The organism is Acidovorax sp. GW101-3H11, from assembly GCF_001633105.1.
Taxonomy (GTDB): Bacteria; Pseudomonadota; Gammaproteobacteria; order Burkholderiales; family Burkholderiaceae_C; genus Acidovorax.
This window is the reverse complement of sequence record NZ_LUKZ01000002.1, coordinates 60,433-81,721: the sequence shown is the minus strand read 5'-3', so window position 1 is coordinate 81,721 and position 21,289 is coordinate 60,433. Positions and strand designations below refer to the sequence as shown.

Below are 21,289 nucleotides of genomic sequence, written 5' to 3'. Positions count from 1 at the left end.
GCTCAGCAAGGCATCTCGGCGTTCTTGCGGCCGTAGTACCACCAGGTAATCACGATGCACACGAGATAGAACGCGAAGAAGGTCCACAGCGCGGCATGGGGGCTGCCGGTGAGCGCGATGGAGCTGCCGTAGCTCTTGGGGATGAAGAAGCCACCGTAGGCGGCCATGGCGGCGGTGAACCCCAGCGTGGCGGCACCCAGGGTGTTGCCTTCCTTGTTGGCGCTGGCCACTGCGGCGGCGTCGTTCTTGTCCACGCCGCGCATGGCTTCGGTCAGGAAGATCACGGGGATCATGCGGAAGGTCGAACCGTTGCCAATGCCGGTGGTGAGGAACAGCACCAGGAAGCACACGAAGAAACCTGAGAACTGGCCTTCGTTGCCTGCGGAGGGCAGGAACACCGTCACGCCCATCACGGCGATCGCCATGACGATGAAGTTCCACAGCGTGACGCGCGCACCGCCGAGCTTGTCGGCCAGCCAGCCACCAAAGGGGCGGATCACGGCGCCCACCAGCGGGCCCAGCCAGGCATAGGCCAGGGGGTTGATGTTGGGGAACTGGCTCTTGATGAGCAGCGGGAAACCGGCGGCATAGCCAATGAACGAACCGAAGGTGCCGAGGTACAGCACACACATCAGCCAGTTGTGCTTGCGCCGGAAGATGGCGGCCTGCGCGGCGAACGAGGCGCGCGCATCGGCAATGTCGTTCATGCCGAACCAGGCGGCCAGCGCGGTGATGGCAATCCATGGCACCCAGATGAAGGCGGCGTTCTGCGTCCAGACCTGCAGGGTCTGGCCGTTCTTGACGATGGTCTGGCCCTCGCCACCAAAGATGCCAAAGATGCCGGCCGTGACGACCAGCGGACTCAGAAACTGCACCACGGACACGCCCAGGTTACCGAGGCCCGCATTCACGCCCAGCGCCGAGCCCTTGCGCTCCTTCGGAAAGAAGAAGCTGATGTTGGCCATGCTGGAGCTGAAGTTGCCGCCGCCCAGGCCACACAGCAGCGCCAGGATGAGCATGGTGGGGTAGGCGGTCGTGTTGTCCTGCACCGCAAAGCCGATGCCGAGGGCGGGGATCAGCAGCGAGGCGGTGGAGATCGCCGTCCAGCGGCGGCCGCCGACCAGCGGCACCATGAACGAGTAGAAGATGCGCAACGTGGCGCCCGAGAGCGCAGGTGCGGCGGCCAGCCAGAACAGCTGGTTGGTCGAATACTTGAACCCCAGGCCCGGCAGGCTCACGGCGACCACGCTCCAGACCTGCCAGATGGCAAAGGCCAGGAACAGCGCGGGCACCGAGATCCACAGGTTGAGCTTGGCGACCGCTTCGCCTTCGCGCTCCCAGAAATTTTTGTCCTCTGGCGTCCAGAGGGTGAGCAGGCGCCCCTGGCGCCCGCTGGTGGTGGTGGCAGACATGGTGAGGTCCTTGAGGAAAAATCAGCGGGCACCCGCTGCTGCGGCGGTGTCCTGCGTGCCCATGACGGGCGTGCGGCGCACTTCGGTGAAGTACATCCAGATGAGCGAGACCCAGACCACGCCGTACATCAGCATGAAAGCGCTGGAGCGGATGCCCGTGAGGTCCATCAGCGCGCCGAACAGGATGGGCAGGATGAAGCCGCCCATGCCACCGGCCAGGCCCACGATGCCGCTGATGGCGCCAATGTTCTGGGGGTAGTCGTCGCTGATGTACTTGAAGACACTGGCCTTGCCGAAGGCCCAGGCAATGCCCAGCAGGAACATGAGGCCGGTGAACATGTACACGTTCAGGCCGATGTGGAAGGTCTGCGGGCCGTTGACGGTGAGGATGGTGAAGTCGGTCTGTGGGTAGCTCAGCAGGAACAGGCAGATCCAGCTCACCCACATCACCCACCAGGTCACGCTGTGGGCGCCGTACTTGTCAGAGAGCATGCCGCCGATGGCGCGCAGCACGCCGCCGGGCAGCGAGAAGCAGGCCGCCAGCAGCGCCGCCACGCGGATATCGAGGCCGTATTCGCCCACGTAGTACTGCACCATCCACAGCGACAGCGCCACGTAGCCGCCGAACACGATGCTGTAGTACTGGCAGTACTTGAGCACCTTGGGGTCCTTGAGCGCCTTGAGCTGGTCGGTGAACTTGACGTTGCTGGCCACCCGGTGGGCCGGGTCGCTGTGGCTGAACAGCCAGAACAGCACCAGCGTGCCCAGCATGATGGCCGCGTACACCTGCGGCACCATGGTCCAGCCAAAGGCCACCAGCAGCACCGGGGCCACGAACTTGTTCACCGCCGCACCCGAGTTGCCCGCGCCGTACACGCCCATGGCCGTGCCCTGGCGGTGCTTTGGAAACCAGCGCGCCACATAGGGTGTACCCACCGAGAACGAGCCGCCCGCCAGCCCCACGAACAGACCGATGGTGAGGAAGTGCCAGTACTCGGTGGCGTAGCTCATCATCCAGATGGCGGGCACGGTGGTGGCCATGACAGCGGCCATCACGATGCGGCCACCGAAGCGGTCGGTCCAGATGCCCAGCGGCACCCGCACCAGCGAGCCCGTGAGCACGGGCATGGACATGAGCAGCCCGAACTGCGTGGAGTTCAGGTTGAGCATCTTCTTGATGGGGATGCCGATCACGCCGAACATCATCCAGACCATGAAGCAGACGGTGAAGGCGAAGGTGCTGACGATGAGCACCGACCAGGCCTGGCGGGTGCGCTGTGGGCTGTCGCCCGGGGGCAATGTGGTGTGTGCCATTGCGCGGTTCCTCTTCTTCTCTTGGGTTCTCTAGGGTATGGCGCTATGGTCGGTTTTCAGCCCCGCGCTGAACATCCTTCACAAGCACAGCCCGGCCACGGCAGAAGGAGTAGTCCCCCCGCACGGCAAAGGCGGGGGCATCGTTCGAAAGGAGTAGGTGGGGACACCGCAGCGGGGCCACCCCGGGGCGCGAACGCGGGCCCACACACCGGCGGGCGGTGTGAAATGCAAGGAAAAATGGGGCTTACCGCGCTATGGATAAGCCCTTTTAGCTATATATTTAATAGCAAACAAGCGCCACAGCATGCGCTGCGCTGCAGCGCGGCCCGCCCTACTCCGCGCGCTGGCGGTCAGAGGCGTAGACCGCCGCCTGCACCCGCGAGCTGAGGCCCAGCTTGCGCAGGATGTGCTGCACATGGATCTTCACCGTGGTCTCGGCGATGTCCAGCGTGCGGGCGATTTCCTTGTTGCTGGCGCCGCGTGCAATCTCGCGCAGCACGTCTTCCTCGCGCGGGGACAGCTGCGCCACGGCGGCCGAGGCATCGGGCGGGGGTGGCGTCTGCGCCGCCAGGGGCAGCACAGAGGCGGCCGCAGCGGGCTGCGGCTCGGGCGCGCCCTGCGACTGGAACGCTGCCACCAGCTTGCCCATGAGTTCGGGGCTGACCACGGGCTCGCCCCGCGCCGCGCGGCGAATGGCCTCGGCCAGCAGGTCGCCTTCGATGGTCTTGAGCAGGTAGCCCTGCGCGCCGTTGCGCAGCGCGGCGGCCAGGTCCTGCCCGTCTTCGCTCACGGTGAGCATCAGCACGCGCGAAGCGGGCGCCACCTCGCGCAGGCCCCGGATGGCGTCCACACCCATCACTCCGGGCAGGTGGTTGTCGAGCAGGATCACCTGGGGCAACAGCTGCGGCGCCAGGCGCAGGGCCTCGGCGGCATCGCCCGCCTCGCCCACCACCAGCAGGCCGGGGTCCTGCCCCAGCAGCGCAATCAGGCCTCGGCGGAACAGGGTGTGGTCGTCCACCACCAGCAGCGTCACCGGGGGCTGCGGCGCCAGGGCCTGCGGGAGTGTTGCCAAGGGCGCGGGGGCGGTAGAAAAAGACATGGGCGGGTGCGAACAGAAATTAGAGCGCGGGCGCAGCCACAGGGGCGCTGCCGGGCGTGGTGGTGAAAGGTAGATGGCCCGTGGCCGCAGGCATCCAGGCAGCGGGCGACGGCGCCGGTGGCAGGTCGGCCCCCGTGGCCGCGCCGGTGGGCAGCTCGATGCACACCCGCGTGCCCTGGCCCGGGGTGGACTCGACCTGCAGCACGGCGCCCACGCGGTGGGCGCGCTCGCGCATGATGCCCAGGCCCACGTGCAGCGAGTCGGGCGGCACGGCCGCGATGTCAAAGCCCTGGCCGTTGTCCTGCACCTCAAAGCGCCAGCGGGGGTGGCGGTGCACGAGCAGGTCCACGCGCGTGGCTGCGGCGTGCTTGCGCACGTTCGACAGCGCCTCCTGCACCATGTGCAGCACCTGGATCTGCACGTCCTGCGCCAGCGGCAAGCCGTGGCCCACCATGCCCAGCGTGGTGACGATGCCGGTCTGGTGCTCGAACTTGGACAGCGTGGCGCGCAGGGCGGATTCGATGTCTTCCTCGCTGGTGCGGGTGCGGAAGTGCACCAGCAGCTCGCGCACGTCGGCATAACACTCGCGCACGCCCACGTCCAGCTCGCTGATGCTGCGGTCGCGCTTGGCCTCGTCACCGCGCGCCACGGCGTCGCGCAGCAGCTGGGTCTGAATCTTCAAGAAGGCCAGCGACTGCGCGATGGAGTCGTGCAGCTCGCGTGCGAGCAGGCTGCGCTCCTCGGACACGGCCGCCTCGCGCTCCAGCGCGGTGGCGCGCAGGCCCTCCATGGCGCTGGCCAGGTGGCGCGTCAGGGCTTCGAGCAGTTCGCGCACTTCGTCGGTCATCTCGACCGGGGCGCGGAAGAACAGGTTCACCTCGCCCAGCAGGCGCAGCTGCATCTGCACGGGGATGGTGACCATGGTTTCAAAGCCCGCTTCACGGCAGTGGGGCAAAGCGACGTGGGTGGACGGCGTGATGGGAATGACGCGCGTGCGCGCCTGCGCCTGCGGCTGGCCACACAGGCAGCTGCCGGTGTGCAGGCAATGTTCGCCCTCGGCCATGGCCTCGGGCAGGCCGTCGCCCGCCAGCAGCACATAGCGCTCGTTGGCCTCGTTGGACCAGCGCACGGCGGCGGCATCGGCGCCCGCCACGCGGCGGATCTGCTGCACAAAACCCTGGGCCAGCAGCTCCAGGCTGCCCGCCGTGCTGGCCAGTGCGCTCACCTCATACAGGGCAGCCAGGCGCTGGTTCTGCACCGCAATGCTGGCCGTTTTTTCGCGCACCTTGTGCTCCAGCCCGTCGTGCGACGCCTGCAGCGCGTGGGCCATGAGGTTAAAGCCCGCCGAGAGCTGGCCGAATTCGTCGTCGGTCTCCACTGGCAGGCGTGTGCCCAGCTCGCCCTGGCGCAGGCGGGCCTGGGCCTGCTGCAGGCGCGCCACGGGGTTGATGACCAGCAGGTAGCTCACGGCCATGAAGGTCACGGCGGCCACGATGGCCAGCGCCATCATGAACAGCTGGAACAGGTGCAGCGCGGCGGTCCAGCCCGCGATCTGCAGTTCGATGGCGTCCACAAAGCCGTCCACCTGCAGCACAAAGGCATCGGCCTGGGCCAGGGTCAGCGCGCGGCCGGGCGGCTGCGGCGCCACCCAGCCGCTGCGCGCCTGCGCCCATTGGCTGCGGATGGATTCAAAGCGGGTGCGGGTCTCGTCGCTCCAGGGCACAAACAGCGGGCGCGAGGGGTCGCCCGTGCGCAGCAGCTCCAGGCTGGCGTCGAACAGGCGGGCGCGCTCTTGCACGGCCTCGGCGGGTTCGGTCTGCAGCACCAGCACCATGCGCAGCATGTTCATGCGCAGGCGGCCTGCCTCGTTCACGGCGGCGGCGCCGCCTTCGAGCTTCCAGGTCACCCACAGCGTGAGGCTGATGGACGCCAGCGCCACCAGCAAGAAGCCCGCGCCCAGGGCCAGGAGCTTGGTGGTGAGCGTGGGCTTGGTCCTCATCGGCGCAGTGTAGGCAGGGGGCGCGCGGCGTTTCTTGACCTGCGTCAAGTCCGCGCCGCGTAGCATCGCCGCATGCAAAGACCCCTTCCTTCTTTCTTGCGCTCCCGATGGGCCGAGGGCACACGCGCCGCCGCCCTGGGCTGCACCCTGCTGGTGCTGGCGGGTTGCGCAGGCACCCTGCCGCCCGCCACCATACAGGCCGCCCCCTGGCCCGAGCGCCTGCACACCCTGCTGCCCGCCGATGTGCTGCTGCTGGGCGAGCAGCACGACGCGCCCGACCACCAGCGCCTGCAGCGCGAGGCCGTGCTGTGGCTGGCGGCGCGCGGCCAGCTGGCGGCCCTGGTGCTGGAGATGGCCGAGAGCGGGCACAGCACCCAGTCTCTGCCGCCGGGCGCCACCGAAGCCCAGGTGCAGGCCGCCCTGCAGTGGAACGACGCCGCCTGGCCCTGGAAGGCCTATGGCCCGGTGGTGATGGGCGCCGTGGCAGCGGGGGTGCCCGTGCTGGGCGGCAACCTGCCCCGCGCCCAGATGCGCGCCGCCATGCAGGAGCCCGCCTGGGACCAGCACCTGCCCCCCGCCGCGCTGGCGCGCCAGATCACCGCCCTGCGCGACGGCCACTGCGGCCTGCTGCCCGAATCACAACTCGCGCCCATGGCGCGCATCCAGATCGCCCGCGACGCGAGCATGGCCCGCACCGCCCAGCAGGCGCTGCGCCCGGGCCAGACCGTGCTGCTGGTGGCCGGGGGCGGCCATGTGCTGCGCAGCATCGGCGTGCCCACACACTGGCCCGACACTTTGAGGTCAAAAGTGGCCCTTGGGCGCGTCCAGCAAGCCCAACCAGCTATCAAAAAAGAAGCATTGCAGGCAACAGACACGGGCGCCCATGCTCCGGCCGACGCCGATGCGGTGATCGACACCCCGGCCCTGCCACCCCGCGATGCCTGCGCCGAGCTGCGCGAGCAGTGGCGCACGGCACCACGCGGCCAGCGCTGAGCGCGTGTTGCAGGCCTACGGCACCGCAGGCGCGGGCGTTGGCAACGCGGGCGGCGCAGGCAGCGGCGGCTGCGCCCGCAGCAGCGCGGCAAAACCTTCGGCGGGCACCGGGCGGCTGCACAGGTAGCCCTGGTAGGTGTCGCAGCCCCGCTCGCGCAAGAAGGCCAGCTGGCCCTCGGTCTCCACCCCTTCCGCCAGCACCGACAGGCCCATGCTGTGCCCCATGGCGATGATGGCGGCGCTGATGGCCATGTCGTCTTCGCTCTGCGGAATGTCGCGGATAAAGCCCTGATCGATCTTGAGCACGTCGATGGGAAAGCGCTTGAGCTGCGCCAGCGACGAATAACCCGTGCCGAAGTCGTCCACCGCGATGCGCAGCCCCAGCTCGCGCAGGCGCACCAGCACCTGGCGGGCCTCCTCGGTGCGCTCGGCCAGCGCGGTTTCGGTGATCTCCAGTTCCAGCAGCCGGGCCGGGAAGCCCGAGTCGGCCAGCGCCGCTGACGCACATCCCGCCAGATCGGTGAGGTGGAACTGGCGCGGCGACACGTTCACCGCCAGCATCAGCTCGGGCAGGCCCGCATCGCGCCACTCCTGGCCCTGGCGGCAGACCTCGCGCAGCACCCATTCGCCCAGCGGGCCGATCACGCCCGAGGTCTCGGCCACGGGAATGAAACGCGCGGGCGATATCAGCCCTTCCTGCGGGTCGTTCCAGCGCACCAGCGCCTCGGCGCCCAGGATGCGGCCGGTGGCAATGTCCACCTGCGGCTGGTAGTACATCTGCAGATGGCCCTGCATCAGCGCCAGACGCAGCCGCGACTCCAGCTCCAGCCGCTCGCGCGCAGCCTGGGTCATGGCCTCATGGAAGAAGCACCAGGCACCCCGCCCCCGCGCCTTGGCGCCATACACGGCAGCGTGGGCGCCCTGCAGCAGCAGTTCGGTGGTGTGGGCATGGTCGGGGAACATGCAGATGCCCACACTCACCCCGGCCACCACCTCCAGCCCGTCGGGCGAGCGCCAGGGCTCGGCCACGGCCCGGATCAGATGGCGGGCCATGGCGGCTGCGCCGTCGGCATGGCGCAGGTGGCGCGCCACCACGGCCAGCTCGTCGCCCGCCATGCGGCCCAGCACATCGCCCGGGCGCAGGGCAGACTGCACCTGCCGCGCGATGTGCTTGAGCACTTCGTCGCCGATGGTGTGGCCGTAGCTGTCGTTCACGTCCTTGAAGCGGTCCAGATTGAGCAGCAGCACGGCGATGAATTCGCCACTGGCGCGCGCCTCCTGCACGGCCTGCTCCAGCTGGTGCCCGAACCAGCTGCGGTTGGACAAGCCAGTGAGCGCATCGTTGTGCGCCAGAAACTCCAGGCGCCGCTGCTGGGCCTTTTCTTCGGAGATGTCGGTGAACATGCACACGTAGTGCGTGATCTCGCCCGCCGGGTCGCGCACGGCCGACAGGGACATGTGCTCGGGGAAGATCTCGCCGTTTTTGCGGCGGTTCCAGATCTCGCCCTGCCAGTGGCCGGTGTCGAGCAGCGCCGCCCACATGGCCTCATAAAACGCCTGGTCGTGGCGGCCCGACTTGAAGACACGCGGGGTCTTGCCCAGCAACTCGTCCTCGGTGTAACCGAGCAGTCGCGTGAAGGCGGCGTTCACGGACAGGATGCGGCTGTGGGCATCGGTCACCACCACGCCCTCCATGGTGTTGTCCACCACGGTGGCCGCCAGCCGCTGGCGGGCCTCGCTGCGCTGCAGCGCGGCGCGGGCCGCCTTGATCTCGTCCAGGTCCTGCACCACACACACCAGGTGCGCGGGCTCGTCGCTGTCCACCGGCACCAGGGTCACGGTGCACAACACAGGCACTAGGCGGCCATCATCCAGGCGCTGGCACTGGCGTTCGCCCACGTAGTGGTCGATCTCGCCCGCCATCAGGCGCTCCAGCTGGCGAATGGCCCAGTCGCGGTCCTGGGCCACCATCACGTCGCGGAAATTGAGGCTGAGCACCTGCGCCAGCGTGCCCCCCAGCATCTCGACCAGGCGGTGGTTGGCCCACAGAAACTGCCCGTCCGGCGCCACGCGCGCGATGCCTGCGGGGGCGTGGCGCACAATCTGCGTCAGCTCGCGCGCCATGGCCATGCGCACCTTTTCGGCGCGGCGTATGCGCCGCAGCAGCCACCAGGCCAGGCCGCTGGTCAGCGCCACATAGCCCCAGCCCTTCCAGGTCTGGAAACGGGTCAGCAGCTCCGGGTCGGTGACCCAGTGGGCCAACAGGGCGTCGCCCACGAACACCCAGGCCACACCCAGCACCAGGTACAGCAGCATGCCCCGCCAGGGGACCAGTGGTGGGGCATGCCCCTCTTCGCCCATCGAACTCCTTGGCTTGTGTTTACACGGTTCCACGGCGCCGGGCCCTTGCTGCGACAATGTCGCGGCTATGACGACCAACGCCTACATCCTTACCCTGTCCTGCCCCGACCGCCTGGGGCTGGTGCACGCTGTCTCCGGCTTCCTGCTGGAGCACGGCGGCAACATCGAAGAAGCCGCGCAGTACAACGACCACGCCACCGGCCTGTTCTTCATGCGGGTGCAGTTTGCCTGCGACCAGCACGACCACGCCACCCTCAAGTCCCGCCTGACGGCCTTTGCCGAGCCCCACCAGATGCGCTGGACGCTGCACGCCACGGCCGCGCCCATGAAAACCGTGCTCATGGTCAGCAAGGAAGGCCATTGCCTCAACGACCTGCTGTTCCGCTGGAAATCGGGCCTGCTGCCCATCGACATCCGCGCCATCATCAGCAACCACCGCGACTTTTACCAGCTCGCGGCCAGCTACAACGTGCCGTTCCACCACATCCCGCTCACCGGCACCACCAAGGCCCAGGCCGAGGCAAAACAGTTCGAGATTATCGAGGCCGAAGGGGCCGAACTGGTGGTGTTGGCGCGTTACATGCAGATACTTTCTCTTGACCTATGTCAAAAGTTGGCCGGTCGGGCGATCAACATCCACCACAGCTTCCTGCCCAGCTTCAAGGGCGCCAAGCCTTATTACCAGGCGCATGACCGGGGCGTGAAGCTGATCGGCGCCACCGCCCACTACGTCACAGCCGACCTGGACGAAGGCCCCATCATCGAACAGGATGTGGCGCGCGCCGACCACACCGACACGGTGGAAGACCTCACCGCCCGGGGCCGCGACACCGAAAGCCAGGTGCTGGCCCGCGCCGTGAAGTGGCACAGCGAGCACCGCGTGATCCTGAACGGCCACAAGACCGTCATCTTTCGTTAGCACTCACTCTGCGCAGCCCCATGGCCACGGCACTCCCGTCGTCCTTCCTCAGCAGCGCGGCCCGGCGCATCCCGCCCATCCAGTGCCTGCTGACGTTTGAGGCGCTGGCCCGCCTGCGCAGCGTGACGCAGACGGCCGACGAGCTGTGCGTGACGCCCAGCGCCGTGAGCCACCGCGTCAAGCAGCTGGAGCAGATCCTGGGCGTACAGCTGTTTGGCCGGGCGGATTTTTCGCTCACCACTGAGGGCAGCGCCTACCTCGCCCATGTGCGCGAAGGGCTCACCGCGCTGCAGCGCTTTCCGGGCCAGGCGGCGGCACCCGGGCGGCGGCGGCTCAAGCTGGCCGTCACGCCCACATTTGCGCGCACCATCCTCATCCCGCGCCTGCGCCAGTTCACCGAGGCGTATCCCGAGATCGACCTGGCGCTGCAGGTCTCCATCCCGCTCTTGGACGTAGTGGCCGAAGACGCCGACCTGATGGTGCGCTTTGGCCCCGGCCACTATGCCGATGTGGAACATGTGGAGCTGGCCCGCGACGTAGTCACGCCCCTGGCCTCGCCCGCCTTCGTGCGCGAACACGGCCCGTTCGACCGCCCCGAGGACCTGGAGGGCGTGCCCCTGCTGCGCAGCCCGCTGGAGCCCTGGCGCACCTGGTTTGCCGCCACGGGTCTGGACTGGGCCGAGCCCAACGAGGGATCGCAGTTCAACGACATCGGCCTGATGTGCGACGCCGCCGCTGCGGGCATGGGCGTGGCGCTGGTGCGCCTCAAGCTCGGCGCGCCCTGGCTGGAAAACGGCACCCTGGTGCGCCTGTTTGCCCACGATGCGCCCAGCCCCCACGCGCACTACCTGTGCTGGCGCACCGGCACCATGGACCGGTGGGAATGCGCCGCGTTCGCCGAGTGGCTGCGCAAGACCATGGCGTAGGCAAAAATTCAAACAAAAACCGGCCTCTGCGCGCAACAGGCATGCCGTTATAGCTACACAATTTATAGCAAATCAGGCCCGCTGCAGCATTTTTCACGGCAGCGCGCAAAAAAGCTCAAGCCCGGGCGCCCGGCCATCCCCTACAGTGGCGGCCATGAACACCGCCTCTTCCGCCCCAGCGGGCCCCACCCCGGCCGAGCGCGCCGCGCGCCAGGCCGAAGTTGTCCAGGCCCTGGGCCAGGCCGTGCCCGCACATGCCCTGCTCTGGCACAGCGAAGACACCACGCCGTATGAATGCGACGGCCTCACCGCCTACCGCCAGCGCCCGCTGGTGGTGTGCCTGCCCGAGACCTATGACGAAGTGCAGGCCGTGCTGCGCGCCTGCCACCGGCTGCAGGTGCCCGTGGTGGCGCGCGGCGCGGGCACGGGCCTGTCGGGCGGGGCCATGCCGCACGCGATGGGCGTCACGCTGTCGCTGGCCAAATTCAACCGCATCCTGAACCTGAGCCCCGAAAGCCGCACGGCCGTGGTGCAGAGTGGCGTGCGCAACCTGGCCATCAGCGAGGCGGCGGCCCCCCACAACCTGTACTACGCCCCCGACCCCAGCAGCCAGATCGCCTGCACCATCGGCGGCAACGTGGCCGAGAACTCGGGCGGCGTGCACTGCCTGAAGTACGGCCTCACGGTGCACAACGTGCTCAAGGTCAAGGGCTTCACGGTGGAAGGCGAGCCCGTGGAGTTTGGCAGCGAGGCGCTGGACAGCCCCGGCTACGACCTGCTGGCCGCCGTGATCGGCAGCGAAGGCATGCTGGCCGTGATCACCGAAGTGACGGTGCGCCTGATCCCCAAACCCCAGCTGGCGCGCTGCATCATGGCCAGCTTTGACGACGTGCGCAAAGCAGGCGACGCCGTGGCCGCCGTGATCGCGGCGGGCATCATCCCCGCCGGGCTGGAAATGATGGACAAGCCCATGACCGCCGCCGTCGAAGACTTTGTGCACGCAGGCTACGACCTTACGGCCGAAGCCATCCTGCTGTGCGAGAGCGACGGCACGCCCGAGGAAGTGGAAGAAGAGATCGGCCGCATGAGCGAGGTGCTGCGCGCCGCAGGCGCCACCGCCATCAGCGTGAGCCGCGACGAGGCCGAGCGCCTGCGCTTCTGGAGCGGCCGCAAGAACGCCTTCCCCGCCAGCGGCCGCATCAGCCCCGACTACATGTGCATGGACTCGACCATCCCGCGCAAGCGCCTGGCCGACATCCTGCTCGCCATCCAGGAGATGGAAAAGAAGTACCAGCTACGCTGCGCCAACGTGTTCCACGCGGGCGACGGCAACCTGCACCCTCTCATCCTGTTCGATGCGAACGACGCCGACCAGCTGCACCGCTGCGAGCTGTTTGGCGCCGACATCCTGGAAACCAGCGTGGCCATGGGCGGCACGGTGACGGGCGAACATGGCGTGGGCGTGGAGAAACTCAACAGCATGTGCGTGCAGTTCACCGCCGAGGAAAACGCGCAGATGTTCGGGCTGAAACATGCGTTCGACCCGGCGGGGTTGTTGAACCCCGGGAAGGTGATTCCGACGTTGAATCGGTGTGCGGAGTACGGGAAGATGCTGGTGCGGGGGGGGCAGATCAGGCATCCGGCGTTGCCAAGGTTTTGAGTCTGTTCTCGCACTCGGCAACAACAAAGCACTCGGGCGCAGACCCCAGTGCAGGGGTTTCAAGCAGCAGCCAACTACCGTCCGGGGGTATCGGTGCGGTGGTATGGTTCATGCCCTATCTGAGCGTTGACACATGGATCTATATCCAGTAATTTCGCTTACCGCCCCAAGAAACCTCCTGTCATGACACAAGAATCAGCCGCCCAGAATTTTTCGAGCTTCATTGCGGGGCGCAAATTCAAAACGATTCTTGCGGACCCTCCTTGGCAGTTCCAGAACCGCACCGGAAAAGTTGCGCCAGAACATAAGCGACTCAACCGATATGGCACCCTGACGCTGGATGACATCAAGGCGCTTCCAGTGGCCGAGGCAGCCGCAGACACGGCGCATCTTTATCTTTGGGTACCCAATGCATTGCTGCCTGAAGGACTCTCGGTTATGCAGGCCTGGGGCTTCCAGTACAAGTCGAACATCATCTGGCAAAAAATTCGCAAAGACGGCGGGCCAGACGGCAGAGGAGTCGGTTTCTACTTTCGCAACGTGACCGAGATCCTGCTTTTTGGAACACGCGGGAAAGGCGCTCGCACGCTACAGCCGGGGCGCACCCAAGTCAACATCATGAGCACCCGCAAGCGCGAGCACTCCCGCAAGCCCGATGAGCAATATCCGCTGATCACCTCATGCAGTCCAGGCCCTTACCTGGAAATGTTTGCCCGCGGCAGGCGCGAGGGTTGGGCAATCTGGGGCAACCAAGCTGACGAAAGCTACACACCAGACTGGCCCACATACACCAACCACTCGCAGGCAGACGCTGGTCTGCAACTAGCACTCGCCTAATCCACCACGTCCTCCTCGGACATCGGCTCAACCTTAGCAGCATCAAAAGCAATGATTGAGGCGGGCAACCCGATCAGCAGCAGCGGGCATGGATTGCCTACACCTCGCTCGACCCGGTGCATCAACTTGTCCCAATGCGTGGTAGCCTGACCAAATTTGTTGGAAACAAAATTGTCTGTCCAAGCAATGGCAAGAGGCACCGGGTCTTTGACACGCTGCACGCGCTTGAGGATATTGGCCCGCTGCTTGGGTGTGGGCGTGACGCCGTTTTCCGTCAGCTGCTCCATGGAGTCGATGCTGCGCTCCATGGCAAAGCGGTGCACGGCATCCCAGAGACTTTCCTGCAATGAACGGCCCCGCGTGATGATGATGCCCACGCTGATGGCACCTTCGGCGTGCAAGCGCTTGAAGTTCTCCAGATCGCGGTCGTAGAACGGATCCTTGTTGTTCCATTCGACTTCCAAAGCCAGAACGCCTGTGCTCCCATATTTGACGTGATCGACCTCGTGCGAAGTAGACTCACGTGGCACGCCGTCTATGGTCTTGCCGATCTCGAAGATGTGCTTTTCCCAACCGAGGTGCGCAAGCGCCTTGCGCAGGCGCTGGGTGAACTGGGTCTCCCCCCCTCCCGATCCGATGATCTCGGAGATCGGCAGTTCGATGGCACCCAGGACACGCTCCAACTCCTGCAGCGCATCGGAAAACTCGCCTTCTAGAATAGGCCTCGCATGCGAGAGAAAGAGGACATCGAAACCCTTCTCCCGCAATGCCCCGAACGGCACAGCCGCAGACACAGGACGCACTGTCATCCGACCACCACCTTGTCCAGCGCCTTCGACAGATGGCCCACGCTGCGGTCCACGTTGTGCCACTTCTCCAAGCCAAACAGGCCAATGCGGAAGGTCTTGAACTCAGGCCCTTCGTCGCACTGCAGCGGCACGCCCGCAGCGGTCTGCAGCCCCACCTCCAGGAACTTCTTGCCGTTCTGGATGCCGGGATCGGTGGTGTAGCTCACCACCACGCCAGGCGCCTTCCAGCCCTCTGCGGCTACGCTGGGGAAGCCGCGCGATTCGAGCAGCGCGCGCACCTTGGCACCCAGCTCCATCTGCTCTTCACGCACCTTGGCAAAGCCGTAGGCGCGCGTCTCGGTCATCACCTCGGACAGGCGCACCAGCGCATCGGTGGGCATGGTGGTGTGGTAGGCGTGCTGGCCCTTTTCGTAGCCCTCGGCGATCTGCATCCACTTCTTGAGGTCGCACGAGAAGCTGCTGCTCGTGGTGCCTTCGATGGCCTCGCGCGCTCGTTCACTCAGCATCACCATGGCGCAGCAGGGCGAGCCGCTCCAGCCCTTTTGCGGCGCGCTGATGAGCACGTCCACGCCGGTGGCCTGCATGTCCACCCACATCGCACCCGAGGCAATGCAGTCGAGCACAAACAGCGCACCCACCTCATGGGCAGCGGCCGTCAGCGTGCGGATGTAGTCGTCCGACAGGATGATGCCGCTGGCCGTCTCCACGTGCGGCGCGAACACCACCTTGGGTTTTTCGGCACGGATGGTGGCCGCCACCTCCCCGGCCGGGCACGGTGCCCAGGGTGCCTGCGGGCCATCGCCCTGGCGGCGCGCCTTGCACACCACCGCGCCGCCGCCCAGGCCGGTGTCGGCATCAAAAATCTGGCTCCAGCGGTAGCTGAACCAGCCGTTGCGCACGATGAGCACCTTCTGCTTGTTGGCAAACTGGCGCGCCACGGCCTCCATGCCAAAGGTGCCGCTGCCGGGCACCAGCACGGCGGTGTGGGCGTGGTAGACCTCTTTCAGCGTCGCCAGGATGCCCTGCATCACGCCGGTGAAGCGCTTGGACATGTGGTTGAGCGCGCGGTCGGTGTAGACCACCGAGAATTCGAGCAGGCCATCGGGGTCGATATCGGGCAAAAGGCCGGGCATGGGCAGTCTCTCCGTTGAACAAATCAGCGGGCCAGCTTATCACCACGTATCGATGAAACGGTGCCCCTGCGGCGCCACCTGCGCCGACGCCAGCCCCCGCGCCAGCCACGCGCGCGTGTCGGCCGGGTCGATCACCGCATCGATCTCCAGCGTGGCCGCCATGTGCATCGCCTCCCCATTGGCGTACGACTTGGCGAGCAGCTTGGCAAACAGCGCGTCGCGCTCGGCGCCCTCGGGCAGCGCCTCCAGCTCCTTGCGAAAGCCCAGGCGCACGGCGCCTTCGAGCCCCATGGCGCCGAACTCGCCCGTGGGCCACGCCACGGTGAACACGGGCGCATGGAAGCCCCCGGCCGTCATGCCCATGGCGCCCAGGCCGTAGCCCTTGCGCAGCACGACACTGAAGGTGGGCACGCGCAGGCTGGCGGCGGTGACGAACAGGCGGCTTACGTGGCGCACCTGGGCCGTGGCTTCGACCTCGGGGCCGACCATGAAGCCGGGCGTATCCACCAGGCTCACGATGGGCAGGCCATGCGCGTTGCACAGCTGCATAAAGCGCGCGCCCTTGTCGGCCGCGTCGGCGTCGATGGCACCGCCCAGGTGCTGCGGGTTGTTGGCCAGCAGGCCGACGGGGCGGCCTTCGATGCGCGCCAGCGCGGTGTGGATGCCGGCGCCGAAGCCGGTGCGCAGCGGCAGCAGACTGGCGTCGTCCACCAGGCCGGCCATCGCCGTGCGGGTGTCGTACACGCGCAGGCGGTTCTCTGGCACCACGGCGCGCAGCAGGCGCTGGTCCGGTGCGGACCACTCTGGTGTGCGGCCCTGGAAGAACGAAAGGTAGTGGCGCGCGGCCTGCACCGCCCCGGCCTCGTCATCGACCAGCACGTCGATCACGCCATTGGCATGCTGCACGCGGCTGGGGCCAATCTGCTCGGGCTTGAAGACGCCCAGGCCACCGCCTTCGATCATGGCCGGGCCGCCCATGCCGATGTTGCTGCCGCGTGTGGCGATGATCACGTCGCTGCAGCCCAGCAGCGCCGCGTTGCCCGCAAAGCAGCGCCCCGCAGCGATGCCGATCACCGGCACCTGGCCCGAGAGCGCAGCGTAGCTGGCGAAAGTGTGCACGTGCAACCCGGCCACGATGGGCATGTCGGTATCGCCCGGGCGGCCGCCGCCGCCCTCGGCAAATAGCACCACGGGCAGCTTCTGCGCGAGGGCAATACCGAGCATGCGGTCGGTCTTGGCGTGGTTGCGTGCGCCCTGGGTGCCCGCGAGCACGGTGGCGTCGTAGGACATGACCACGGCGCGGGATTTCTCGTCGCCAAACAGTGCGCCGTTGATGCCGCCAATGCCCGTGACCATGCCGTCGGCGGGCGTGTTGGCAATCAGGTCCTCCTTGCTGCGGCGGCGTGCCTGCGCGGCGATGGCCAGGGCGCCGTATTCGATGAAGCTGCCGTTGTCGCACAGGTCGGCAATGTTCTCGCGCGCCGTGCGGCCGCCTTGCGCGTGGCGCTTGGCAATCGCTTCGGGGCGCGCGGCGTCGAACGTGAAGGCGTGGCGGTCGATCACGCGCTGCAGATCGGCGCGGATGTGGTCCGGGTCGTTCGCAGCGCTGCCCTGCACCTCCACACCGGCTGCATCGTCCATCGCATCCAGCACCAGCAGTGGCTGCCCCTGCGCGACGTAGCCACCGGCCACGGCCAGCAGCGCGCCCACGCGGCCTGCGTGCGGGGTCAGCAGCACATGCTCCATCTTCATGGCTTCGAGCACGGCCAGCTCGGCACCGGCAGCGACCACATCGCCCTCGGCCACGCTGAGCTGCACCACGCGCGCGGGCATGGGGGCCAGCACGGCGCCTGCGGGTGGTGGGGCTGAAGAATTTAAGGTTTTTTGGCCTTCTCCGCGCTCTGCATATGCCTCAATAGCTACATTTTTAATAGCACCCAACAATTGAGACAGCACCGACTCCAGCCAGCGCGTGTGCACCTGCTGGCTTTCCATCTCGGGCCGCGCGGCCAGCGCCTGCAGCAGCGCGAGGTTGGTGGCCACACCGTCTATGCGGCACTCGGCCAGTGCGCGCTGCGAGCGGCGCAGTGCGTCGGCAAAGCGCGGGCTGCGCGTGTGCACGATGAGCTTGGCCAGCAGCGTGTCGTAGTGCGGTGATGGCGTGGCGCCCGCTGCGCCGTGCGTGTCCACGCGCACGCCGGGGCCTGCGGGCAGGTCAAAGCGGCGGAGCGTGCCACTGCCAGGGGTGGCGTTGCCTTGCGCGTCCAGCGTTTCGGCATTGATGCGCCACTGCACGGCAAAGCCTTGCACTGCAGGCGGTGCGGCAGGGTCGAGACCGATGTCCTGCAGCCTGCGGCCCGCCGCCAGCGCGATCTGCGCCTGCACCAGGTCCACACCGGTGACTTCTTCGGTGATGGTGTGCTCCACCTGCAGGCGTGGGTTGCATTCGATGAACACAAACGGCAGGTCGTTCGATGCCAGGTCCACCAGAAACTCGAAGGTGCCCAGGCCCTGATAGTCCACGGCGCGCGCCATGGACAGCGCGGCCGTGGTGATGCGCTCGCGCAATGCGCCCGGCAGCGAGGGGCTGGGTGCGATCTCCACCACCTTCTGAAAGCGCCGCTGCAGCGTGCATTCGCGCTCGCCCAGGGCGATCACCGCGCGCCCGTCACCCAGCACTTGCACCTCGATGTGGCGGGCGTTGCCCATCAGGCGCTCCACGTACACGCCGTCCACACCAAAGGCGGCCTGCGCCTCGCTGCGGCAGCGCGCGTAGGCAGCGGGCACGTCATCGGCCGACGCCACCGCGCGCATGCCGCGCCCGCCGCCGCCCCCGATGGCCTTGATCACGATGCCGGCATGGGCGTGCTGCGCGAAGAATGCCTGCGCCTCTTCCAGAGTCACCGCCGCCTGCGTGCCGGGCATGAGCGGCACGCCCTGCTGCTGCGCCAGCGCACGGGCCTGCGCCTTGTCGCCGAACAGCGCCAGCTGCGCGGGCGTGGGGCCAATGAAGCGCAGCCCGGCCTCTGCACAGGCCCGGGCAAAGTCAGCGCGCTCGCTCAAAAAGCCATAGCCTGGGTGCACGGCATCGCAGCCCTGCGCCTGGGCGATGGCAACGAGGCGCGCGCCGTCCAGGTACGCGGCCGGGCCGGTGGCGCCCAGCGCTACGGCCGCACTGGCCGCCTGCACATGGGGGCTGGCGGCGTCGTCATCGGCATAGACGGCCACGCTGGCAACGCCCAGGTCGTGCAGGGCGCGCACGGTGCGCAGTGCGATTTCGCCCCGATTGGCAACCAGCACTTTGGTGAACAGAACAGAAGATGGCATAGGGAAGTCGCTCTATTTTTTATAGCTACCAGCGCATATTCATCAGGCGCTAGCGACCAATTTTTCATTCAATCAAGCAATATCACGCAGCAGGCGGCGCAGCACCTTGCCCGCGCCCGTAGCGGGCAGCGCGTCGATGAAACGCACCTCGCGCGGGGCCTTGTAGGGCGCCATGTTCTCGCGGCACCAGGCCACCAGGGCGGCGGCATCCAAATCCTGGCCGGGTTTCTTGACGATGAAGGCGCGCGCCACCTCGCCCTTTTCCGCATCGGGCACGCCGATCACGGCGGCCTGGGCCACGGCGGGGTGCTTGATGAGCAGGGTCTCGACCTCTTCGGGGAACACGCTGTAGCCCGAGACCTTGATCATTTCCTTGAAACGGCCGATGAAGGTGAGGTAGCCGTCCGCATCGATCTTGCCCATGTCACCGGTGTAGACCCAGCCATCCCGCAGCGTCTTGGCCGTGGCCTCGGGCTTGTTCCAGTAGCCCTTGAAGTTGCCGGGGCCGTGGATGGTGATCTCGCCCACCTCGCCCGTGGGCAGCGGCGCGCCGGTATCGGGATCCACGATGCGGATCGTATTGCCCGGCACGGGCTGGCCCTGGGTGCCCCAGCGGATGGCGTCCACCGGCATGGCAGTGTCCACGGTGTGGGTTTCAGAGAGGCCATAGGCCGCCTCGTGCGCAATGCAATTCGGCGCGAACTGCTGCCACTGCTGGGCCAGCGCCTCGGTGAAGGTGATGCCAAAGCTGGTGACCGGGTTGCGGCGCAGCGCGCTCCAGTCCATGTCGCGTGCTCCGGGCACCTGCATCAGGGCGCCGTTCATGGGCGCGATGCTGTACCACCAGGTCACGCGGTGGCGCTCCAGCGCCTGGGCCACGCCCAGCGGGTCAAAACGGTACAGCAGCACGGCCGTGGCGCCGGTGTAAACCGGCAGGTTCACGCCCATCACCATGCCGGCGATGTGGTACAGAGGGGCCACGGCGAGCAGCGTTTCGTGCGGCGTCATGCCGTTGCAGTCGGCCGAGGCGGCGGTCTTGAAGGTGGCGTTGCCGTAGCTCAGCATCGCGCCCTTGGGCAGTCCGGTGGTGCCCGAGGTGTAGGTCATGAGCGAGATGTCATCCATCGACAGCGCCACGGGCGCAGGCCGCGCACCGGTGCGGGTGGCGGCCAGAAAATCTTCGCAGCCCGCAGGCACCGAGCCCATGGCGGTGCGCATGTTCAGCAGTTCGGCGGGCACGTCGATGCTGGGCGTGCCGTCTGGCAGCAGCTCGGCATAGCGCACCACAAACACGTGCTGCAGTGCCGTCTTGGCGCGCACCTTGTCCACCACGGGCAGCAGCACATCGGCCGCGACGATCACGCGCGTCTGCAGGTCGGTGAGCTGGTACTCCAGCTCGTGCTCCTTGTTCAGCGGCCCGCAGGGGCAGACGATGGCGCCGATCTTCTGGATGCCGTAGTGCGCCATCACGTACTGCGGGCAGTTGTTCATGAACAGCGCGACGGGCTCGCCCTTGGCCACACCCAGCGCCTGCAGGCGCGCGGCAAATGCATCACTGGCCGCATCAAGCTGCGCCCAGGTGAGGGGCTGGCCGTACCAGAGGTAGGCGATGCGGTCGGGCGTTTCGCGCGCGTGGCGGCGCAGGTGTTCGTGCAGCGGCAGCTGCGGTGCGGCAGAAGGCATGGCGTTGTCTCCGAGGTGTCTGGAATCGCTGGTTCTTGGGGTTTTTGCTAGGTGCTTGCACCGGCCAGCGTCTTGCCAATATATACCGCTCGGTAGAACAATGCTACCCATGGGTATAACCTCAACGTCACGCAAAGGACACCGATGAACCAGCAGCCCCCCGTGCAGGCCAGCGGCCGCCAGAAGGCCGCCACGGCCGGGTCGGACGAGAAGCGCGAGCGCATCCTGCGTGCGGCCGAGGCGCTGTTCGATGCGCAGGGCTACGCCAACACCACCATCGAGCAGATCGTGCAGCAGCTGGGCGTGACCAAGCCCTTCGTGTACTACTACTTCCGCAACAAGCAGGAGATCTTCGAGACGCTGTCCTGGGCGCCTGCTGTGGCTTGCTTCACTGCGATGGACTTTGCGGCGGACGATGACCGGCCTGCGCATGTGAAGGTGACGGAGGGCATCGAGCGGCTGATCCGCGCCACGCTGGAGCACCACCCCTCAGCCTTCTTCCCCTACCGCGAGCCGCAGGTGTACCGGCCCGAGTACCTGGCGGCCCAGAAGGATTTGGCGAACCACTTCTACGACCGGCTGTGCGCGCTGCTCGAACAGGGCCGCGACGACGGCATGTTCGAGTTCAACGACACCAAGATCACCGCCCTGGCCGCCTGCAGCCTGCCCGGCTTTCTCTACAACTGGTACCGCCCTGACGGCCGCCTGTCGCAAGACGAGGTGGCGCAGGAGCTGGCGCAGCTGGCCTGGCGTGTGCTGGGGCTGCGGCGAACCCGCAAGCGCAACCCAGCCTGACGCGCACCGCAGCACCCCGACA

Annotated in this window: 15 protein-coding genes; 6 read left to right on the top strand and 9 right to left on the bottom strand. The window is 67.2% G+C overall.

Going from position 1 to position 21,289, the window contains the following annotated elements; genetic code table 11:
• Nucleotides 1-2: 2 nt before the first annotated feature.
• From A1D30_RS02540 to A1D30_RS02525, 4 genes are all read right to left on the bottom strand, one after another.
• Entirely contained in the window at nt 3-1,412 is a 1,410-nt protein-coding gene (locus tag A1D30_RS02540; RefSeq protein WP_063459243.1) for a NarK family nitrate/nitrite MFS transporter, read from the bottom strand.
• Nucleotides 1,413-1,433: 21 nt separating this feature from the next.
• Nucleotides 1,434-2,726, bottom strand: a complete 1,293-nt coding sequence (locus A1D30_RS02535; protein WP_063459242.1) for a nitrate/nitrite transporter — start codon at nt 2,724-2,726, stop codon at nt 1,434-1,436.
• A gap of 331 nt (nt 2,727-3,057) precedes the next feature.
• Nucleotides 3,058-3,777 (bottom strand): response regulator, encoded by a 720-nt coding sequence (locus A1D30_RS02530; RefSeq protein ID WP_063459406.1) that lies wholly within the window; start codon nt 3,775-3,777, stop codon nt 3,058-3,060.
• Nucleotides 3,778-3,844: 67 nt separating this feature from the next.
• Nucleotides 3,845-5,824 (bottom strand): type IV pili methyl-accepting chemotaxis transducer N-terminal domain-containing protein, encoded by a 1,980-nt coding sequence (locus tag A1D30_RS02525; protein WP_063459405.1) that lies wholly within the window; start codon nt 5,822-5,824, stop codon nt 3,845-3,847.
• 72 nt (nt 5,825-5,896) lie between these two features.
• Here A1D30_RS02525 and A1D30_RS02520 point away from each other — a divergent pair, with 72 nt between their 5' ends.
• A complete protein-coding gene (locus A1D30_RS02520; protein ID WP_063459241.1) occupies nt 5,897-6,817 on the top strand; it encodes a ChaN family lipoprotein in 921 nt (306 codons plus the stop codon).
• Between the two features lie 15 nt (nt 6,818-6,832).
• Here the strand turns inward: A1D30_RS02520 and A1D30_RS02515 are convergent, their stop codons facing one another.
• Nucleotides 6,833-9,178 (bottom strand): EAL domain-containing protein, encoded by a 2,346-nt coding sequence (locus A1D30_RS02515; protein ID WP_063459240.1) that lies wholly within the window; start codon nt 9,176-9,178, stop codon nt 6,833-6,835.
• Between the two features lie 67 nt (nt 9,179-9,245).
• Here A1D30_RS02515 and purU point away from each other — a divergent pair, with 67 nt between their 5' ends.
• The 4 genes from purU to A1D30_RS02495 all read left to right on the top strand — a co-directional run bounded on the left by purU (nt 9,246) and on the right by A1D30_RS02495 (nt 13,520).
• Nucleotides 9,246-10,097: a formyltetrahydrofolate deformylase gene (purU, locus tag A1D30_RS02510; protein ID WP_063459239.1), complete on the top strand. Its 852-nt coding sequence runs from the start codon at nt 9,246-9,248 to the stop codon at nt 10,095-10,097.
• A 20-nt stretch (nt 10,098-10,117) separates the two neighbouring features.
• Nucleotides 10,118-11,023, top strand: coding sequence for a LysR substrate-binding domain-containing protein (locus A1D30_RS02505; RefSeq protein ID WP_063459238.1), 906 nt, complete (start codon nt 10,118-10,120; stop codon nt 11,021-11,023).
• 154 nt (nt 11,024-11,177) lie between these two features.
• Nucleotides 11,178-12,683, top strand: a complete 1,506-nt coding sequence (locus A1D30_RS02500; RefSeq protein WP_063459237.1) for an FAD-linked oxidase C-terminal domain-containing protein — start codon at nt 11,178-11,180, stop codon at nt 12,681-12,683.
• Nucleotides 12,684-12,866: 183 nt separating this feature from the next.
• Nucleotides 12,867-13,520, top strand: coding sequence for an MT-A70 family methyltransferase (locus A1D30_RS02495; protein ID WP_063459236.1), 654 nt, complete (start codon nt 12,867-12,869; stop codon nt 13,518-13,520).
• Here A1D30_RS02495 and A1D30_RS02490 read toward each other — a convergent pair.
• The 4 genes from A1D30_RS02490 to A1D30_RS02475 all read right to left on the bottom strand — a co-directional run bounded on the left by A1D30_RS02490 (nt 13,517) and on the right by A1D30_RS02475 (nt 20,472).
• Nucleotides 13,517-14,329, bottom strand: coding sequence for a BglII/BstYI family type II restriction endonuclease (locus A1D30_RS02490; RefSeq protein WP_063459235.1), 813 nt, complete (start codon nt 14,327-14,329; stop codon nt 13,517-13,519). The genes A1D30_RS02495 and A1D30_RS02490 overlap by 4 nt on opposite strands.
• The gene (locus A1D30_RS02485; protein WP_063459234.1) at nt 14,326-15,462 is read right to left on the bottom strand and encodes an aminotransferase class V-fold PLP-dependent enzyme; all 1,137 of its coding nucleotides are present in this window, start codon (nt 15,460-15,462) and stop codon (nt 14,326-14,328) included. Before A1D30_RS02485 ends, A1D30_RS02490 begins: the two co-directional genes overlap by 4 nt.
• A 39-nt stretch (nt 15,463-15,501) precedes the next feature.
• Nucleotides 15,502-18,774 (bottom strand): carboxyl transferase domain-containing protein, encoded by a 3,273-nt coding sequence (locus A1D30_RS02480; protein ID WP_063459404.1) that lies wholly within the window; start codon nt 18,772-18,774, stop codon nt 15,502-15,504.
• Nucleotides 18,775-18,861: 87 nt separating this feature from the next.
• Nucleotides 18,862-20,472: an AMP-binding protein gene (locus tag A1D30_RS02475; protein ID WP_063459233.1), complete on the bottom strand. Its 1,611-nt coding sequence runs from the start codon at nt 20,470-20,472 to the stop codon at nt 18,862-18,864.
• A 144-nt stretch (nt 20,473-20,616) separates the two neighbouring features.
• Here A1D30_RS02475 and A1D30_RS02470 point away from each other — a divergent pair, with 144 nt between their 5' ends.
• Nucleotides 20,617-21,267 carry a TetR/AcrR family transcriptional regulator gene (locus tag A1D30_RS02470; RefSeq protein WP_063459232.1) on the top strand — a complete coding sequence of 217 codons (651 nt, stop codon included), beginning with the start codon at nt 20,617-20,619 and terminating at the stop codon, nt 21,265-21,267.
• Nucleotides 21,268-21,289: the final 22 nt, after the last annotated feature.

What these genes read in the sequence shown, in the direction of transcription:
- A1D30_RS02520 (WP_063459241.1), top strand. Translation starts at nt 5,897, where the DNA reads ATGCAAAGACCCCTTCCTTCTTTCTTGCGCTCCCGATGGGCCGAGGGC.
- A1D30_RS02515 (WP_063459240.1), bottom strand. Translation starts at nt 9,178, where the DNA reads ATGGGCGAAGAGGGGCATGCCCCACCACTGGTCCCCTGGCGGGGCATG.
- A1D30_RS02485 (WP_063459234.1), bottom strand. Translation starts at nt 15,462, where the DNA reads ATGCCCGGCCTTTTGCCCGATATCGACCCCGATGGCCTGCTCGAATTC.
- A1D30_RS02470 (WP_063459232.1), top strand. Translation starts at nt 20,617, where the DNA reads ATGAACCAGCAGCCCCCCGTGCAGGCCAGCGGCCGCCAGAAGGCCGCC.
- A1D30_RS02475 (WP_063459233.1), bottom strand. Translation starts at nt 20,472, where the DNA reads ATGCCTTCTGCCGCACCGCAGCTGCCGCTGCACGAACACCTGCGCCGC.
- A1D30_RS02500 (WP_063459237.1), top strand. Translation starts at nt 11,178, where the DNA reads ATGAACACCGCCTCTTCCGCCCCAGCGGGCCCCACCCCGGCCGAGCGC.
- A1D30_RS02490 (WP_063459235.1), bottom strand. Translation starts at nt 14,329, where the DNA reads ATGACAGTGCGTCCTGTGTCTGCGGCTGTGCCGTTCGGGGCATTGCGG.
- A1D30_RS02540 (WP_063459243.1), bottom strand. Translation starts at nt 1,412, where the DNA reads ATGTCTGCCACCACCACCAGCGGGCGCCAGGGGCGCCTGCTCACCCTC.
- A1D30_RS02495 (WP_063459236.1), top strand. Translation starts at nt 12,867, where the DNA reads ATGACACAAGAATCAGCCGCCCAGAATTTTTCGAGCTTCATTGCGGGG.
- A1D30_RS02535 (WP_063459242.1), bottom strand. Translation starts at nt 2,726, where the DNA reads ATGGCACACACCACATTGCCCCCGGGCGACAGCCCACAGCGCACCCGC.
- purU (WP_063459239.1), top strand. Translation starts at nt 9,246, where the DNA reads ATGACGACCAACGCCTACATCCTTACCCTGTCCTGCCCCGACCGCCTG.
- A1D30_RS02505 (WP_063459238.1), top strand. Translation starts at nt 10,118, where the DNA reads ATGGCCACGGCACTCCCGTCGTCCTTCCTCAGCAGCGCGGCCCGGCGC.
- A1D30_RS02525 (WP_063459405.1), bottom strand. Translation starts at nt 5,824, where the DNA reads ATGAGGACCAAGCCCACGCTCACCACCAAGCTCCTGGCCCTGGGCGCG.